The sequence below is a fragment of the Campylobacter sp. 2018MI01 genome, assembly GCF_018501205.1.
Classification (GTDB): Bacteria; Campylobacterota; Campylobacteria; order Campylobacterales; family Campylobacteraceae; genus Campylobacter_E.
The window spans coordinates 1-18,288 of record NZ_JAHCZE010000034.1 but is presented as its reverse complement, the minus strand read 5'-3'; the positions used below and the strand labels follow the sequence as shown (position 1 = coordinate 18,288).

Below are 18,288 nucleotides of genomic sequence, written 5' to 3'. Positions count from 1 at the left end.
AATAGATTGCTATTTTCATTAAAGCTATCTTGAAAATACTTTAAATAATTTAACCTAAAATAAGGACTAATATTATTGTTTAACCCTAATTCACTTGAGATTAAAAAGGCTTTATTTTTAAATTTTGAGCTTAAATCAAATCTATTTGCATTATTTTTAATATCAAAATACGAAATCAAATTCTTAGAATAATAATCATCTAAATCTATTTTATAACCTGCTAAAAAGCCTAAAGTTCTTGAATTGTTTTTAAAATTATCATTATAAATCCTAGCGTCATTATAAACAAAAGCAAGACCTAAATTATCAAAATTATTAGCTATTTTATATTCACTTGAACTTTCTTTTAAATCACTAATTTTATTGTAATTATAACTTACTCCGAAATTATCAAAACTTATTTTATTTAGTGATTTTATCCTTGCGATATTTAAAATTGAGTTTGTATAAATATCTTCTGCAAATAATAATTTCGTAGTAGATGCTAATTCATCTTTTGTTGTATTTATTATCGCATTTGCAATCATATTGTATTTTAAAAACTCGCTTTCGCTTAAATTACCATTTAAATTCACTTCTTTATAATTTGCCTTATCCAATGGTAAATCAGGCTTTTTTGTTTCATAAAGTAATCTATCAAATTTTGAAAATAAACTTGTGTAATTTTTCTTAGCATAAGCATTTAATTCAGGTAAAGTATTTAAATCATCAATTTTATCTACCTTAATACTTAAATTATTTTTATCATATATTGGTTCGCTTAATTTCAAAAATGTAGAATTTGGTTTTATATTTTTAAACTCACCTTCAATACTTCCTGCTGTTAAGATATTTTCTCTTTCTTTATTTAAGGTATAGCCGTATTTAACCCCAACTACATTTAAATCCCCATTAAGTATAGCTTTATTAATTACATTAAATTTTTCGCCTATATTTGTATAAACTACGCTTGTATCAGCTAATTTTAGGTTATTAACTTCCATTCCTTCATTAACTAAAATTCCATTATTAGTTAAATTTGCAGCACTAGCATTACTCATTCTTAATATAGAATTATTAGTGATACTAGCTTTATTTGAATTACTAAGCCACAAAACACCTTTTTTAATACTTATATCTCCTGTAAAAGTGTTTGCTCCACTTAAAGCAAGAGTTCCAATCCCATCTTTAATAAGCCCTGCATTACCACTAATATCATTTGAGAATACATATAAATTATCTATATCTACATTGGCATTAAAATCATGCCTTAAACTTGCAACTCCATTCATTGCTTTTGCTGGATTTATAATGCCTTCTCCAAAATGAGCTTTAATATCGCTTTCACTTGCTCCATAAACCTTATAAGCCGTTGTAAAAATACTCTCTTTAATATTATCATTGCTCATCCAAGGATATTTTTCATAAATTAAAGCACCAAGAGTTAAAATAGCTGGGGCACTAAAGCTAGTTCCTGGATTGCCATTTATTACAAAAGGAGCTGCTATACAATCATCCCAACCATATTTTTTGCAAGTATTTCCTGCAGAATATACATATTTTTTAACCCCATTATCCATAATATAATAAATATCTTTGTAATCTTTATTTGGGTTTTTATCATAATAACCAAGTGCAATTATCCAACCTTTTCTAAGTGGGCTATTAATAGGTAAAGCATGAGCTGAAAAATCTCCTGTTGTTTCCTCATTTCCCGCTGAACTAACTATAAGAGCATTATTTTGCATAATTGCTGGATAAAAATTCCCAACTAATTCTTCGCTTTTATTAATTTCGCCTATTTCTGCAAAAGAACGATTAAAAAACCTTACTCCGTTATTTGATAAATAATCAATTGTAGCGGCAAGATTTATATCATCTCCTGAACTTAACTTATTTTTATATGCATCAAGTAAAGGTAAAGGCACATTAGCAAATCTTATATCCTTTGCTAAATGATTTGCTGTATTCATTACTAGCATTCCATGAGTTGCTTTTGCGTTTGTTTTTTCATTAATCAAAACAGAGCTTTTGTAAGTTTTAGTAGTAAAATTAGTATTTTTTAATCTATAATCTAGTGATTTCCAATGCGCTCTATCTACTTCCTTATATTCATAATGATTATTAAAAGCTAATTTACTTAAATCACTTGTCCCTGTATCTAGGATAGCTAAGATTATTCCTGTTCCTAAAAAACCTTGATTCCAATTAGAGCTAAAGCCTATATTTGTAACATAGCTTGATGAAGAATTTTGCGGTGTGAATTTTAAATAACTACTATTATATAAACTATCTTCTAAATTAAAATTAGCAGTAGGCAAATAATTTGTATAATCTTTATTAATTGTGCTTTGATTATTTAAACTATTTGGCTCTACACTAGCAGCAGCACCGCCACCACCACAAGCACTCAAAAACAATAAACTAAGTAATAAAACACTATATCTCAATGTAAATTCCTAAAAAATAATTTCATGTAAAACATAAAAAACACAAGTTGCTAAAATAATGCTAATAAAACCTTTTTTAAACATTATATGAGAGATTAAGGCAACAAGCCCAGCCACCAAATAATCACTTGCATAAGGTGGGTTTTCATAATCTAAGCCTTTATATAAAAAGCAAACTAAAATAACCATAATTAAAAGCGGCATATGTTTTTCAAGATACATTAAAAGCTCATTTGGTTTTTTTGTCCCAAAAAATATATAAGCTAAAGCCTTTAAAACAACAGCACTAAAACCAGCAATTAATAAAGCACTCATCGTATAAGACATAATTTCTTTCCTAAAATCAATATAAAAATTCCTGAAAAAATACAACTTAACATCATATATTGTTTATCTATGAAAAATAAACCTATAAGCCCAAGAGTTAAAGCTATGAAAAATACTTTATTTTCTTTATGTTTTATGTAAAGTTCGTAAGCTAAAACTATAAATAAAGCATTTAAAGAAAATCCTAAAGCACTATAATCAGCCTTAGCAAAACTTGCTATAAAATACCCTACAATACAACCAAAAATCCAATAAAAATGATTAAAAGTTAGAATTAATACGGCAGTTTTTTTATCATAATCTTTTGCACTAAGTAAGGCAAAACTCTCATCAGTTAAAGTAAAAATCGCATAGTATTTTATAAAGCCTAAATCTCTAAAATATTTTAAAGCTCCTAAAACATAGAAAAAATGTCTAAGATTTAGCAAACTTGAAGCTATTAAAATCTCTACTAAACTAGCACCAGAGCTAAGTAAAGATAATAATAAAAATTGCAATGACGCAGAAAAAACAAAAACAGCAGCCACAAAAACTTCAAAAAAACTAAAAGAATTTGAATAAGCAAGAATGCCAAATGCAATACCAATTACTATATAAGCAACAGCAACGGCAAAAGTATCAATTAAAGCTTGTTTTATCATTTTGTATACTTTTTGATATATTCATCTACATTGCTTACTTCTTGTTTTTTTATAACTTTTTCTTGTTTTACATTATTATCATCATCTTGAAAATATATGTAATCAATCCCAAAAAGTATTCCTATAAATATAATTAATGGTATTAAAAAAATCATTTTCTCTCCTAAATGTATGCTTATAAATAATAACAAATTTTTTTAAAAAAACAATTCAAAAATTTTAAAAAAATCCCCTTAAAATAGAACTTTTAAAAGGATTTATAATTTATTATTTAATCTATAAAACTTTTAAAAATAATTAATACTTTAATTATTTTTCATCAATCAATCTAGTAATTTCACTATCTTTTAAATCTTTTGCTAATTCGCTTAATTCTTTTTTGTTTTTAATACCTAAGGCTTTTAGATTTTCTAAACGAGAACTAATACTACCTTTACCATATAAATGAGTATCAATTTTTAAAAAACCATTTTCGCATTGTTTTTTTAATTTTTCATAATCTTCATAGAAACTAGCGTATTTATCATAAAATTTACCAAATTCATTAAAGACCTTTAAAGCATTTTGATTTACTTCATAGTTTTTCCAGCCAAAATAAATCATTTTAAGTCCCATAAAAAGCGTAGTAGGACTTACTAAAAATATCTTTTTAGCTTCGGCTTTTTTAAAAATCTGCGAATCACTTTCTAAGGCTAAATCTAAAATATTTTGATAAGGCACAAATAAAATCACATATTCATTTGCAAAATCAACTGCTAATTCATAATCTTTTTTCGCAAGTTCATTTATCCTAGCATTTAAATTATTTGCAATTTCATCTTTATAAACTTCTAAATTATCACTACTTGGTAAAGAGAACTTAGAATCAATAATAACGCATTTGTTAGGTTCAAAATACACAATCGCATCTGGTCTTTTTGTATTATTATCACTATCTTTAAAGCTTTCTTGCATAAAAAAATGCTCGTTTTCAATAAGCCCACTAGATAATAAACACTGCTTAAGCATAATCTCGCCAAAATCCCCACGAGCCTTTTTATCACCTTTTAAAATATTAGCAAATTCATCAGCCTTTTTGCCCAAATTCTGACTTGTTTCAAACATTGTTTTTATATTGTTTTCTATGCTTGTATTTTGCTTTAATAAAGCTTTTTCATATTCGCTAATTTGCTCTTTTAAAGGGCTAAAAATCTTGTTTAAAAGCTCATTTGAATTATTTAATAATACTTTTGTGTTTTCTTCATAAATTAATTTTGAGCTTTTTTCATTTTGCTCTTTTAGGTTATTCTCTAAGGTTTTTAAAGTATTTTCATATTTTTCTTCTAAAGATTTTAAATTGTTTTCATACAATTTTACTTTTTCGTTTAAAGCTTCGTTTTTAGCATTTTCTAAATGGTATTTAGAAGATAAATTATCTAAAATATCTTTTGTATTTTTTAAGTTTTCGCACTCTTTTTCAAATTGCTCTTTAGTATTTTTAAGCTCTTCATTTAGCCTTGAAAGTTCTGTATTTAGAATTTCATTTTGATTACGCTTGTTTGCTATTTCAGCATTTATAAAATTATTCTCGTTTTTTAATTCTTTATAATCATTTTCAAGATTATTTATTTTTTCGCTTAAAGCCGAGTTTTGAATATTTAAATTATTTCTTTCATTTTCAATTTGCACTAAATTATTTTTATAATTATTTAATTCTTGTTTTAAATTCTCACTCAAAACACTCAAATATTCTTTATCTTTAGCAAGAGATAAAAACTCGTTTTTAAGCGAGCTTTCACTCTTAAAAATATTTATATAACGAATATAAAAAATAATGCAAACTATAAAAAATACAATACTAATAATGGCTAAAATTAGCTCATTTGTCATTTTCTAAAACCTGCAATAATCTTTCGTAATCAGCCTTTGTATCAATACCAAAAGACTTTGTATTAATCTCACACATTTTAATGATTTTGCCATTTTCAATAGCTCTTAATTGCTCCAATTTTTCAATATGTTCTAAGCTTGATTTAAGAGTTATAAATTCTTTTAAAGACTTAGCTGTATAAGCGTATATGCCTAAATGATGATTGTATTTTACACCCTTTTTATCTCTATCATAAGGAATTGGTGCTCTTGAAAAATATATAGCATTTTGCTTAGTATCAAGGACTACTTTTACCATATTTTCATCACTTGGAGTATCTTTTATAGTATAGCAACTCGCCATAAAAAATTCATTCTTAAATTCATTGCAAAATTCTTTAAACTTAATTAAATTGCTAAGCTCAAATAAAGGCTCATCTGCTTGAAGATTTATAATTAGTTCATCATCATTAAGACCTAAAATATCAACGCATTCAGCTAATCTTTCAGTCCCACTTTCGTGAGTTTGTTTTGTTAAAATAGCTGTTAAATTATATTCTTTTGCCAATTCTAATACCTTAGAACTATCAGTAGCAATCACAACCCTATCAGCCTTACTAGCATTTAAAGCTGTGTAAATACACATAGGAATGCCTTTGATTGGCACTAAAATCTTTTCACTAAAACGACTTGATTTAAGTCTAGCAGGAATTATAATCATTGTTTTATCCATTCTATTATTGTTTTTTTAATCTCATCTACTTTTATATCTTTTGCATAATAATTAGTTGAATTTAAAGCATTTAAAAGACTATCATTAAGCTTATAATTATACTTTTTAGCCAAATCTTTAATGCCACTTAATTCATCTTTAAATATGCCTAAAGCTTTTTGAATACTAGGGGTAAATTTAGTCCATTCAGCAGTAGAACAAATCACATTAAAACTATCATCAAGAGCATTAATCGCTGTTGCTGTATGTGGGTCTAATAAATAATTTTTATAAGCTTTAATATTTTCTAAAGTTTCGGTATCACTGCATTTATAAGCTATAAAATGTTCTTTTAATCTAGCAAGTTCATCTTTAGTAATTTTAAAATATTTATCACTTTCAAGACTTAAATATAATTGTTTAGTTCTACTAGCTCCGAAGAAATAATACATTAAGCGTTCAAGATTTGATGATTTTAAAATATCCATAGCAGGAGAATAAGTGCATTTAAACTCACGATTTCTTAAATCATATTCACCTGTAGTAAAGAAATCATAAAGAATTGTATTTTCATTGCTTACGATTTTGATTTTATCTATATTTGCACCCATTTGCTTAGCATAAAAACAAGCAAGTGCATTACCGAAATTCCCACTAGGAATTATCACATTTATTGGGTTTTTGTATTGAAGACTAAGATAATAATGATATAGCAATTGATAAGTAATTCTTCCAAAATTAAGTGAATTTGCAGCACTTAGATTTAAGCCTTGATTTTTTACAATTTCTTTAAATTCCTTATCATTTAATAGATTTTTTAATGTGCTTTGAGCATCATCAAAATTACCATCAATTGCTAAAACTAAAGAATTACCATAATCTACATTAGCCATTTGACGCTCTTGAACAGCACTTGTTTTTCCTTTTGGGAAAATACAAACTACTTTTGAGCTTTTGTTTTTACTAAATGCACTAAGAGTTGCTGGGCCTGTATCTCCGCTAGTAGCACAGATAATTAAATGCTTATCATTATCCATAAGTCTTGCAAGTGGTGCTAATGCTAAGTCCTTAAAAGCTCTAGTTTTTCCGTGAAATAATTCACATATATCAGTTTTACTATCAAGTTTTTTGATAACAAAAGGCTCTTTAGTATCAAAATCTAAATATTCATCTAAACTCTTTTCAAAATTACTCAAATCATCACTCAAACTTGAAAAAATCTTTTTAGCAAATTCTTTATAACCCAAACCTTTTAATTCATCTTTATTAAATACTTGCAATTTACTAGGGCAAAACAATCCCCCATCGCTTGAGAGTGGATTTTTAAGTGCATTTGCAAAATCACTTGTAATGTTTTCATCTCTACTTGAATAAAATATCATTATTTCTCCTTTAAAAATTCTAAATACTTATCTTTTGCTTTAAATTTATAATACACAAACTCAAAACATTCGTAATTATGGTGTTTTTTGATTATTTTATAAACCTTTTTTATATTTTTTGATTTTATTTCTAAACTAAACTCATCATCATTAATAATTTTTCCGTCCCATTTATAAATACTTGTAATTTTAGCAATATGAATACACTTGCTAAGCTCTTTTTTAATTATTTTATTTGCAATTTTTTTAAGCAATTCTAAATCATTGCTGGTTGTCTTTATAAGATACATTAAATTCCTTTAAATAATTAAATATAGCTGTTTTTAACTCATCAAAAATTATTAATTCTTCATCAATTAATATAGTTTCTAAATTAAAATCTTTTATTTTTACATAATCTTTTTTAGTTAGCAAAATATATTTTGCATTGTGCTTTTGCATAAGATTTATTAGCTCTTCTTTATTAAAGCTTGAATGGTCGTTATAAAAATAATAAGCTTTTACTAAATCTTTATATTGCAATAATCTAAAAGGCTTTGCAATAGCTGATATTAAAATCATATCTTCTTTAATATATTTAATAAAAGAAGTCCTTTTAAAATGTAAATCTTGATAAGCATTAAAATCTGCAAATTTTTCATAACTTTTAGGAAGTCTATAAGCTCCACTTGGAAGGGTAAAATTATATTTATATTTTATATTTGAGTTTAATAAAATATCAAATTTTTTTATATTTGTCTTAGAAAAAGCGTCATCTAAAATAACACATTTTGCACCTAAATCTAGTGCTTTTTGAATGCCTTTAATTCTATCTTCACTAACTATTACATTTGCTTTTGTAAATAAAGCGTGTTCTAATGCTTCATCACCTGCGTTTAAATAATCGCTTAGAATTTGATTATGCAATTTTACTACAAGCAAACCTTTGCTTTTGCGTTTATAACCACGAAGAATAATAAAAATATCATCTTTATAAATAGGATAAAGCATATCGCTTAAAGCCTTGCAAAATGGGGTTTTACCATTACCGCCTACGCTGATATTTCCTACGCTAATTATTGGAATTTTAAAATCATTTTTCTTTGTAGATTTAAAGTTTTTACTAGCAATAAAAGAGTATATATAAGAAAACGGCAAAAGAGTGAAAATTAAAATCTTTTGCCATAAATTAGGATTAAAAAAATATCTATCAATAAAACCCATTAAATCCAGCTTGAATCAAGAGTTTTTATAGCATCACAAACTCTTTTTACATCTTCATCGCTAAGATTTATATGAATTGGTATTGATAAAATCTGAGCATAGTTTGCTAAAGCATTTGGAAAATCATTGATTTTTAGATTATATTTTTGTTTATAGTAGCTTAAGAAATTTAAAGGTATGAAATGAATTCCTGTATTTATCCCCATTTCTTTTAGTTTTTTAGCAAAATTATCTCTATTTTTATCAACCTTTATTATATATCTTAAAAATGTGTGTTCTGGGGTTGTTGTAGGCAATTTAATATGTTTTAAACCTTTTAACTCTTCATTATAAATATTTGCTATTTCTCTTCTTCTTTTTAAGTAATATTTATAATTTTTTACTTTAGATAAAGCTAAAGACGCACATACTTTAGTGATTTCATACTCATGTCCAATATCTGTTACATCATAAAAATATCCAAGATTACCATCATCTCCCCAAGCATTTGATGAAATTCCATTTGAGTTTAATAATTTTGCTCTTTCATAAACTTTTTCATCATTAATTACTAAAAATCCGCCTGCAAACACAGGGTCTTTTCTCATCGCATTAAACCCAAAAGAAGATATTAAATCCTTAGTTCCTACTAATTCGCCTTTATACTCCATACCAAGTGCAAAACCACAATCATTTATTACAGATACATTGTATTTTTCACATAAAGCTCTAATTTCATCAAGTTTTGCTGCAAGTCCTGCGGTATGATTTACAAAAACTGCTCTTAATTTCTTGTGATTATGTTTAATTAGTGCTTCTTCTAAACTCTTTATATCAATATTAAAACTATCAAGCTCAACATCTACAAAAATAGGTTCAGCATCAAAATATCTAATACTTTGAGCAATTGTTGGAAATGAATTTACAGAGCAAATTACCTTATCTCCACGCTTTAAATCAATCGCACTTAAAGCTAAATGGTGTGCTGCTGTGTGATTATTGGTTAAAACTATACGAGAACCTTTATAAATTTCACTTAAACTATCTTCTAATAATTTAATACTATTTATATCATTATCTAATGATTTAATTAAAAACTCTTTATCATCTTCTGTAATTACATTTAAAAAACAAGAAATTTCTTTCATATTTATGACCTTTTAAATATTTTTATATTTTCTCTTTTGAACTTATTTTTATTTATTCTATCTAATAGTTTTATATAATTATTATCAATTATATTTTTTTCATAATTTTTTAAAAACTTATCAATTTCTGTATAAGTAAAACCAATATCGCTCTCATCATCTTGACCTTCATAAAGGTCTGCACTTGGTTTTTTACTAATTATATTATTAGGTAGTTCTAAAAATTTAGCAAACTCAAATAATTCACTCTTGTAAAAATCACCTAAAATATTAAAAGCACAGGCTAAATCTCCCCAAATAGTGCCATATCCTAACATTAATTCACTCTTATTACTTGTCCCTGCTACTAATAAATTATGCTTAGCTGAATAATCATATAATAAAGTCATTCTAATCCTAGCTGCAAAATTTCCTATTAATACCTTATCATTAGAACCACTTGCTTTAATAAATTCATCTAAAATGTTTTGAATATTTATAATTTCATATTTTAAAGCATATTTATTTGCTAAATTAATAGCGTCATCAAGATTTGTTTTATTTGAAATATTAGTAGGCATTATAAGACAATGTGGCTTTTTTTCGCACTCGCTTAATATTCTTAATACAATAGCACTATCAAGCCCACCACTAAGCCCTAAAACAGCACCATTAAAATTTTTTAATATTTCATTAGCAAATGAAATCATTTGATTTTTAATATTTTGCATTATTTATCCGTTTTTAGGGGCATTTTATAAAATAAATATTAATCAATTCTATTATAACTTGGCTTTAAAAAACCATCTTCTATTAATTGATTAATAGCAAGTGCTGCAACAGGTAAAGCTGTTTGGGCTGCATAATATCCTTCTTTATCTTTATCAGGACTCATTACTAAAACACCAATTGTGTATCTATTGTTTTCATCATTTGCAAAACCGAAGAAATTTGCATTATATTCTCTTTCATATTTTCCACTAACGCTAATTCTTGCTGTTCCTGTTTTACCACCTACGCTAATTCCTAAAGGCCAATATTTTGCTAAAGATTTTTGATTTGCAGTTTTTATTAATATCCTATTCATCTGCTTTGCAATTTCAAGTGGCAAGACTTCTTTTTCTGTTTTAGTATATATTTCTTTTAATTCCTTATCTTCATTATAATATTTAGCAATTTTAGGACTAATCCAAATTCCACGATTGTTAAATACATTATAAGCTGCTAAAAGTTGTATAAAGGTGGTTCTAAAACCATATCCATAAGCCATAGTGTTTTTTTCTACTTCATAAGTTTTTTTAGCATCTTTTATAAAACCTGCTTTTTCATAAGGCAAGTCAATACCAGTTAAATTTCCTAAATTAAATTCCAAATAACCATTAATTAATTCTTTTACATTTTCTTTATTAGAAATTTGAACCATTCCTATATTTGATGAATGAACTATAATATCTTCAGCAATCATACTATCCATAGGATGTGTATCTGTTATGTAAAACTTATCAAGCTTCATTCTTCCGCCATAAGTCTTTACCCATTCAAAAGGGGTTATACGATTTAGTTTTAATAAATTAGCAAAAGCAATTGGTTTAATTACCGAGCCTGGTTCGTATTCAAATTCTACAGCGTCGGTATTTAAATACGATAAATCACTTTTTCTATGATATGGGTCATACCTTTTGCTAGTTGCTAGTGCAATTACACTTGCGTCTTTGCTATCTAAAATGCCTATTATTACTTGCTTAGCACCAAAATTTTTTCTAGCAACACTTGCTATATTTTCTAACCCTTTTTGAAGCTTTAAATTTACATTTAAATATACATTACTACCATTAATTCTATCACTTAAAAAGCTATCAGAATTTATAATTATATTTCCACCAATATCCTTACTACCTGTTATTTTATAATCACTTTTAGGGCTTAAATACTGCTCATAATATTTTTCCAAACCTTTTTTTGGAATATTTGAATATATTCCATCTTCTAAACTTAGTTGAGAATAACCAAGAATTGGGGTTAAAATATCTCCTTTAGAAAAAACTCTTTCTTCTTTATGTTCAATTATCTCAAGTCTTCTTGTGCTTACTTTTCCATTTGCATTTTTAAAGGATTTAAAAAATCCTGAAACATAAAGTTTTTTAGATAATTCTTGTAAATAACTTGCGGCTTTTGAATCAATTTCTTTTGATAAAACAAAATTATAAACCTTTTTTTGCTTTAAAGCTTTTAATAATCTTGCTTTAATATCTTTCATTTCTTTATCATCAATAAAGGCATAAATCTGAAATAATTTTAAAAAATAATCTAATTTATCTAAATTAATACTTCTAATATCAATTTCAGCTCTATAAATTCTTCTACTAGTTACTAATGTATATCCATCAGCACTAATAATATCTCCATTTAAAGCACCTACTCGCTCACCTCTTTCAATACTACCTACATTCCTTTCATTAGTTTTGCTTCTAACAAAAGAAAAAATAATAAAAAAAGAAGCGAGCAACAAAAAAAACAATACTATAAAAGTCTTTTTACTAGGCTCGTAAGGTGTTTGCATTTTTTATATTTGAGTTCTACTTATCTCTTTGTATGCGTTAATAGCTTTATTTCTAACTTCTAACATAAATTTCATACTTGTTTCAGCCTTGTTAATAGCAATAGCTGCTTGATGTAAATCTTTCACATTTCCAGTAGCTACATCAGCCATAGCTTTATCTGATACAATTTGTTCTTTATTTAGCTCTTCTAATTCTTGTTTTAAAGCATCTGCAAATGAAAAACCATTATCAACTTTATTAGAATTTGATTTGGTATTTTCAATACTTTGAATCAAACTTGGATTGATTTTAATATTATTCATATTTTAAATTCCTATCTTAATAAATCAATAGCACTTTGAGCTATTGTTTTAGCACTTGTAAATGCTGCCACATTTGCTTGATAAGCCCTTGTTGCCTCAATTAAATTACTCATTTCTACAACAGGATTTATATTAGGATATGCTACATATCCTTTAGCATTTGCATCGGGATGATTTGGCTCGTATTTTAATATAAAATCCTTATCATCTCTTACTACTTTATCTACTACTACACCCACAACAGCAGGCTTTGCTTCAGGAAAATTTACAGGGTCATTTAAAGGATTTTCATACTCAAAAAAACTATTTTTAGAATTAATTTCTTCATTTAAAACATCATCAAAATTAACGGCTTTAAATACTACATCTTGCCTTCTATAAGGACCACCTTCATTTGTTCTAGTAGTATTTGCATTAGCTATATTTGAGCTAATTAAATTCATTCTAAATCTTTGAGCGCTTAGTCCATATCCACTAATATCAAAATCGCTTAAAAATGCCATAAATTATCCCTTAACTTAATTTAGAACTACTCTCAATTATAGTTCTTACAACTTCACTTTGTTTTTTTAGCACAGAATCAAGCGCACTAATCATAATTGCGTTTTTGCTTAATTCACTTGTTTCTACATCTAAATCAACGGTATTTGCATCATTTCTTTGCAAATGTCCATCTCTAGCAAAAATAGTTCCATTTTCGCTATTTTCAAATTCTAATGGTTGTAAATGCCTTTCATTAGTAACTGCTAGTTTATTACTCATACCTTTTCCAAAATGCATAAAATTTGTAGCTGCAATTTGTGCATTTTGTGTAGTTTTGTAAAGTTTATTTGCATTTTCGTTTAAGGCTGTTTCAAAATCAATATCTCTTGATTTATAAAAAGGAGTATCAATATTAGCTATGTTTGAGCTAATTAATTTATTTCTTAAATCTCTACCGGCTAAGGCACTTACAATCAATGGTTTAGATTTATAAAATTCCATTTTCTCTCCTTAAATTAAAATGCAAAAATCTCGTAGCAAATAATATTCCAAAACTATTAATAATAATATACTCTTGTAATATTTACCCAATTTTCACTAAACTAGCTATTTATTTTCAAATTTTATGAAAGGATAAGTATGGCTAGTAGAAGAAGCTTTATGGGCTTTACATTAGGCGCTGCTGCGGCTGTTGGTGGTGTTTTTACACTAGTGGGTATGAAAAAAACTTGGGATCCACTTCCTAGTGTAAAAGCAGCAGGTTTTACAACCGTTGATTTATCGCCTTTAGCTGATGGAGAGCTAAGAACTGTTGAATGGAGAAAAAAACCAATATTCATTCTAAAAAAATCAAGTGATATGGAACAAAGCAATACAGATATAATAGCAGGAGACGCAAGATATACGGTAGTAATTGGACTATGCACTCATTTAGGTTGTATTCCAGCATATCATTCAGCTGATAAAGAATTTGTTTGTGCCTGTCATGGTGGAAAATTTAATGTAAGCGGAAAAAATATGTCAGGACCACCTCCTAAACCACTTGAAATTCCACCTTTTTCAATTGATGGAACTAAATTAGTTTTAGGAGAAGTTGGCAAAGAGTATGAAGAAATTATGAAAAATGTAGGAAAGGCTTAATCATGGCACATTTTGAAAAATCAAATGGAATTGTTGATTGGCTAGATCAAAGACTTGCTATCAAAAAATTTATGCAAGTTATGATGACACAATACTGGATTCCTAAGAAAATTAACTTTTTATGGGCAATGGGAGTAATTTTACTTACTATGTTTGCAATACTATTTATTACAGGACTTTTACTTGTAATGTATTATAAACCTGATGTTGCACTTGCTTTTGATAGTGTAAATAAAACTATTATGCAAGAAGTTGAATATGGTTGGCTATGGAGACATATGCACGGGGTTGCTGCGTCGGTAGTATTTTTAGTAATGTATATACACTTATTAACAGGTATTTATTATGGCTCTTATAAAAAAGGTCGTGAAATCATTTGGATAAGCGGTATGGTATTATTCGTATTATTCTCTGCTGAAGCATTTAGTGGTTATATGCTACCTTGGGGACAAATGAGCTATTGGGCTGCTATGGTTATTACTAATCTTTTTGGTGGTATTCCTTTCATAGGACCTGAATTAGTTGAATGGATTAGAGGTGATTACGCTGTTGGAGATGCTACATTAAATAGATTTTTTATGCTACATGTTTGCTTATTACCAATAGTTGTTATTGCATTTGTTGCGATTCACTTTTATGCTTTAAGATTTCCACATGTAAATAACGAAATTGCTGAAGAAATTGATTTTGATTTAGAAGCTGAAAAATATTTAGCTGGCAAGAAAAAAGAAGCGAAAGTTATATCATTTTGGCCTGATTTCTTATGTAAAGATATTTTTTATGTTTGCTTATTTATGATTTTCTATTTTTATCTAGTATGCTTTCACTATGATTTTGCTATGGATCCAATTAACTTTGAACCAGCAAATGCACTTAAAACTCCACCACATATTTATCCTGAATGGTATTTCTTATGGAGTTATGAAATCTTAAGAGGATTTTCTTATGAAGTTGGTCTTGCTTGCTTTGGTATAGCTCAAGTAATTTTCTTTGTATTACCATTCCTAGACCGCTCAAATGTAGTAGCGCCTGCACATAAGCGTGGAGTATTTTTTGTATGGTTTTGGCTATTAGTAATTGATATGATTGTTCTTACTATTTATGGTAAATTACCTCCTGTTGGAATTAATAATACAATAGCAACTATTGCTTCTGTTACATTTTTAGCATTATTAATAGTAGTTTTACCAGTAATTACTCTTATGGAAAGAAAGGCTAAGTAATGAAAGAGTTAAAAATATTTGCAATATTAGTTGTATTCACAGGTATTGTTTATTGGGGAGTTGAGCCTTACGCTCATTCACAAATGCACGAACATACTAGCGAAGTTAATTTTGATTTTAAAGCAGGCGATATAGCTCAAGCTGAAGTTGAATTAAAAAAAGCTAATGAAAGTGGTAAAAAAGATGATATTGATTTTGCTACAAAAAAATTAGAAGATACTAAAAAACTTTGGGCTAATGTTGATAAAATAGCTAGTTTAAAAACTGATGTTGAAGCTGGAAAGGCTGATTTTGAAGCTAATTGTGCTAGCTGTCATAGAGTTGAATTTGATGAATTAGTAGCTGCTGATGATGGAATTAGCGCTCAAGGTATTATTTATCCTGATTTAAGCACAGCAGGAGCTATTTATGATAGTAAATTCTTAATGGCAATTTCTCTTAATCCTGCACTTGCTATGAAAAATAACAAAAAATATAATGATGAAAATCCACATCCTATGATGACAGCGTTTTTAGAAGATGATGGCAGTATAAGTGATGAAAATGCTCAATCAGTTGCTAATATAGTAGGATATTTAAATAGTATCGGAAAAGCTGCTCTTGAAGCAAAGAAAGCAAAAATTGCTAATGAAATAAATGCAGGTAAATTAAGCGATAGCGAAAAAGTTGCAAAAATTAATTTTGAGAACAAAAAAGTTATCTTTGAAGAAGCTTGCGGAAGATGTCATGATGTTAAATATGATGGTTTTATTGCTAAAGTAAATGGCGGAGATTTAAAAGATTATATGGGTTCAACGCCACCTGATTTATCAATAATAATTCGTGCTAAAGGAGATGAGTATTTACATAAATTTATAAACGATACTCAAAAACAACTTCCAGGAACTGCAATGCCTAGAGTTGGACTTAACGAACAAGCTCAAAATGATGTTGTTGCTTATTTAACTAGTGTTGGAGATAGTAAAAAAGCTGAACGCGAAGATTTAGGATACAAAATAATGGCTTATTTTGCATTATTAGCAATATTAGCTTATGCTTGGAAAAACGCAATCTGGAAAGAACTACATTAAAAAATTAAGCTAGGTTTTCCTAGCTTAATTTCACTATAATTACTCATATTCATAAAAACACATTAAAAGTATTAAAAATATTTAATTATCCATTTTAAATTCTAAGAATTTAAAAATCATATTTTAACTTTTAAACACATTTACAAACCAAGAAATATTCTTAAATAATGCTATGATATGAAAAATAAAGGAGAGTTATGTTTAAAATATTAATGATTTTACTAATTACAAATATTTATTTATATCAAATAAATAAGTTAAAAATAGAGCTAGATAGTATTTATAAAAGCTTTCCTTATATTACAAAAGAAATAAGACAAGACCAAGATGAATTTTTAAAAAACATTAGAGATTGTAAAGATGATAATAATTGCATTATAAATTCTTATAAAACTAGAATAAAAGAGCTTAGCACTAGTCTTGAAAACTCAAAAACCTATCCTAAAGAATTAATAGAACATATAAAAGTAATTCAAGAAAACTCAACTGAGTGTTATAAAGGCAATTATGTTGTAGAGTGTGAAGAAACACCACTAAATAATTTTTGGCAAGATTTTTTTAGATACAAAGATATAAAAATAAAGCCAAAAATTGTAGATGCTAAGCCTTACGCAAGCCAAGAAGTAAAGGACACTCTTAAATACTGCTGGGATTTAGGGCTTGATAGGAGAGTTTCAAAAACTGTAGAGCCAAATTATGGGGTTTATTCTTTTTTTGAAGTTGATAAAAATGGAGAGCTCTATTTTGCAAGTAAAATTAAGGGTAAAAAATACATAGAAAAACACAAAAATATAACTATAAGTGATGTAATTTTAGATAATAAAAACTACTTAGCCTTATCAGGAGAATTTGGGGATATTTTGTTTATAGAAAAAGATTTTTGCAATCACCCTATGAAAAATAAGGATTTATTAAAGCTTTTAAAAAAATCTAATAAAATGAAAATGTCATATCGTTTTTACGAACATACAAAAAACGTTTTTGCGATAAACTATAGAGAAAGAGATTATATTCTAAGTTATATTATATACAATAATACAGGCTATAGCATAAATCTCAATAGTATTTTTGCTATGACTTCTGATGAATATTATGCTTATTATAAAAACTGCTCTTTTCATAAAACCAAAATAGAATATTTAGATTGTGAAACAAATTTAAAAAAGGAGAAATTATGAGCGAATATTTAACTTCTAGTAATTTTACGCCTTTATTTTCTTTAAAAGATAAAAACGCTTATATTACTAGCTTAGTTCATTCTAGCGCTTTGTTTATTTGTTTTTGTGTTTTTATGTATATTGGTAATTTTTGGTTTCTAGTATTAATTTATTTATTATTGCTGCATATTTTGATGAGCGATATTTACATTATAAGTTTAAAAAACCTAATATTATATATTTTCATAAGGATTTTATTTATTTTATTAATCATAGTTGTAGGCAAAGAGATGAGCTTAATGAAGAAGAAAAAACAATATATTTAAAAAATGCTAAAATCTATAAAACCTGCCTTAATATTCAAAGCAAACAACAATTATATAACTTAAATAATTTTTTGAGCATATTTTATATTTTTATGAGTGTTTGTAATTTTATACTTTTAGTATTTTTTAAAAATATTTATAAAATTTTTACTTTAAATAATCAAAGATTTTATGATACTTTACTAATAGAAGATGATGAGAATATTATTTGTATTTATACGGATAAATCTAATTATTCGCTTTTGTATGAATATTTTTTAAATAATTTTAATATTGATATAACAAAGCTTGATGTTAAAATCAAGCCCTTTTTCTTTCATTCGCACTTGGTTTATAAATACACTTAAAATAAGCAAATTAATCACAATAGCTTTTATA

The 18,288-nt window shown here is 26.9% G+C and carries 20 protein-coding genes; 5 read left to right on the top strand and 15 right to left on the bottom strand.

All coding sequences use genetic code 11. From position 1 onward, the window contains the following. The 15 genes from KJQ97_RS06280 to KJQ97_RS06210 all read right to left on the bottom strand — a co-directional run. A partial coding sequence (locus KJQ97_RS06280; RefSeq protein WP_214120296.1) for a S8 family serine peptidase occupies nucleotides 1-2,429 on the bottom strand: 2,429 nt, incomplete at its 3' end. Nucleotides 2,430-2,438: 9 nt separating this feature from the next. Next, nucleotides 2,439-2,756, bottom strand: a complete 318-nt coding sequence (locus KJQ97_RS06275; RefSeq protein ID WP_214117848.1) for an AzlD domain-containing protein — start codon at nucleotides 2,754-2,756, stop codon at nucleotides 2,439-2,441. Beyond that, entirely contained in the window at nucleotides 2,741-3,397 is a 657-nt protein-coding gene (locus tag KJQ97_RS06270; protein ID WP_214120295.1) for an AzlC family ABC transporter permease, read from the bottom strand. Before KJQ97_RS06270 ends, KJQ97_RS06275 begins: the two co-directional genes overlap by 16 nt. Then, complete coding sequence (locus tag KJQ97_RS06265) at nucleotides 3,394-3,552, bottom strand: hypothetical protein (RefSeq protein ID WP_214117850.1); 159 nt, start codon at nucleotides 3,550-3,552, stop codon at nucleotides 3,394-3,396. The genes KJQ97_RS06270 and KJQ97_RS06265 overlap by 4 nt, the downstream gene beginning before the upstream one ends. A 154-nt stretch (nucleotides 3,553-3,706) precedes the next feature. After that, nucleotides 3,707-5,266, bottom strand: a complete 1,560-nt coding sequence (locus KJQ97_RS06260) for a DNA recombination protein RmuC (protein ID WP_214120294.1) — start codon at nucleotides 5,264-5,266, stop codon at nucleotides 3,707-3,709. Beyond that, on the bottom strand, nucleotides 5,256-5,966 hold the full coding sequence (gene kdsB / locus KJQ97_RS06255) for a 3-deoxy-manno-octulosonate cytidylyltransferase (protein ID WP_214120293.1): 711 nt from the start codon (nucleotides 5,964-5,966) through the stop codon (nucleotides 5,256-5,258). Before kdsB ends, KJQ97_RS06260 begins: the two co-directional genes overlap by 11 nt. After that, nucleotides 5,963-7,339 carry a threonine synthase gene (thrC, locus tag KJQ97_RS06250; RefSeq protein ID WP_214117853.1) on the bottom strand — a complete coding sequence of 459 codons (1,377 nt, stop codon included), beginning with the start codon at nucleotides 7,337-7,339 and terminating at the stop codon, nucleotides 5,963-5,965. The genes kdsB and thrC overlap by 4 nt, the downstream gene beginning before the upstream one ends. Beyond that, nucleotides 7,339-7,629: a divalent cation tolerance protein CutA gene (gene cutA / locus KJQ97_RS06245; RefSeq protein WP_214120292.1), complete on the bottom strand. Its 291-nt coding sequence runs from the start codon at nucleotides 7,627-7,629 to the stop codon at nucleotides 7,339-7,341. The genes thrC and cutA overlap by 1 nt, the downstream gene beginning before the upstream one ends. Beyond that, nucleotides 7,601-8,542: a tetraacyldisaccharide 4'-kinase gene (locus tag KJQ97_RS06240; protein ID WP_214120291.1), complete on the bottom strand. Its 942-nt coding sequence runs from the start codon at nucleotides 8,540-8,542 to the stop codon at nucleotides 7,601-7,603. The genes cutA and KJQ97_RS06240 overlap by 29 nt, the downstream gene beginning before the upstream one ends. Continuing rightward, nucleotides 8,542-9,669: a DegT/DnrJ/EryC1/StrS family aminotransferase gene (locus KJQ97_RS06235; protein ID WP_214117856.1), complete on the bottom strand. Its 1,128-nt coding sequence runs from the start codon at nucleotides 9,667-9,669 to the stop codon at nucleotides 8,542-8,544. Before KJQ97_RS06235 ends, KJQ97_RS06240 begins: the two co-directional genes overlap by 1 nt. A gap of 2 nt (nucleotides 9,670-9,671) precedes the next feature. Beyond that, on the bottom strand, nucleotides 9,672-10,379 hold the full coding sequence (nadE, locus tag KJQ97_RS06230) for an NAD(+) synthase (protein ID WP_214117857.1): 708 nt from the start codon (nucleotides 10,377-10,379) through the stop codon (nucleotides 9,672-9,674). A 38-nt stretch (nucleotides 10,380-10,417) separates the two neighbouring features. Beyond that, nucleotides 10,418-12,208: a penicillin-binding transpeptidase domain-containing protein gene (locus tag KJQ97_RS06225; RefSeq protein ID WP_214117858.1), complete on the bottom strand. Its 1,791-nt coding sequence runs from the start codon at nucleotides 12,206-12,208 to the stop codon at nucleotides 10,418-10,420. Nucleotides 12,209-12,211: 3 nt separating this feature from the next. Then, the gene (gene fliE, locus KJQ97_RS06220) at nucleotides 12,212-12,511 is read right to left on the bottom strand and encodes a flagellar hook-basal body complex protein FliE (RefSeq protein WP_214117859.1); all 300 of its coding nucleotides are present in this window, start codon (nucleotides 12,509-12,511) and stop codon (nucleotides 12,212-12,214) included. 11 nt (nucleotides 12,512-12,522) lie between these two features. Beyond that, nucleotides 12,523-13,014, bottom strand: a complete 492-nt coding sequence (gene flgC, locus KJQ97_RS06215) for a flagellar basal body rod protein FlgC (RefSeq protein ID WP_214120290.1) — start codon at nucleotides 13,012-13,014, stop codon at nucleotides 12,523-12,525. Between the two features lie 10 nt (nucleotides 13,015-13,024). Further along, nucleotides 13,025-13,495 (bottom strand): flagellar basal body rod protein FlgB, encoded by a 471-nt coding sequence (locus tag KJQ97_RS06210; RefSeq protein WP_214117861.1) that lies wholly within the window; start codon nucleotides 13,493-13,495, stop codon nucleotides 13,025-13,027. Nucleotides 13,496-13,633: 138 nt separating this feature from the next. Here KJQ97_RS06210 and KJQ97_RS06205 point away from each other — a divergent pair, with 138 nt between their 5' ends. From KJQ97_RS06205 to KJQ97_RS06185, 5 genes are all read left to right on the top strand, one after another. After that, a complete protein-coding gene (locus KJQ97_RS06205; RefSeq protein WP_214117862.1) occupies nucleotides 13,634-14,134 on the top strand; it encodes a Rieske 2Fe-2S domain-containing protein in 501 nt (166 codons plus the stop codon). A 2-nt stretch (nucleotides 14,135-14,136) separates the two neighbouring features. Next, nucleotides 14,137-15,357: a cytochrome b gene (locus KJQ97_RS06200; protein WP_214120289.1), complete on the top strand. Its 1,221-nt coding sequence runs from the start codon at nucleotides 14,137-14,139 to the stop codon at nucleotides 15,355-15,357. Beyond that, the gene (locus KJQ97_RS06195) at nucleotides 15,357-16,427 is read left to right on the top strand and encodes a c-type cytochrome (protein WP_214120288.1); all 1,071 of its coding nucleotides are present in this window, start codon (nucleotides 15,357-15,359) and stop codon (nucleotides 16,425-16,427) included. The genes KJQ97_RS06200 and KJQ97_RS06195 overlap by 1 nt, the downstream gene beginning before the upstream one ends. A 197-nt stretch (nucleotides 16,428-16,624) precedes the next feature. Then, nucleotides 16,625-17,605: a lysozyme inhibitor LprI family protein gene (locus KJQ97_RS06190; RefSeq protein ID WP_214120287.1), complete on the top strand. Its 981-nt coding sequence runs from the start codon at nucleotides 16,625-16,627 to the stop codon at nucleotides 17,603-17,605. A 130-nt stretch (nucleotides 17,606-17,735) separates the two neighbouring features. Beyond that, entirely contained in the window at nucleotides 17,736-18,257 is a 522-nt protein-coding gene (locus KJQ97_RS06185) for a hypothetical protein (protein WP_214120286.1), read from the top strand. The last annotated feature ends 31 nt before the right edge of the window (nucleotides 18,258-18,288 follow it).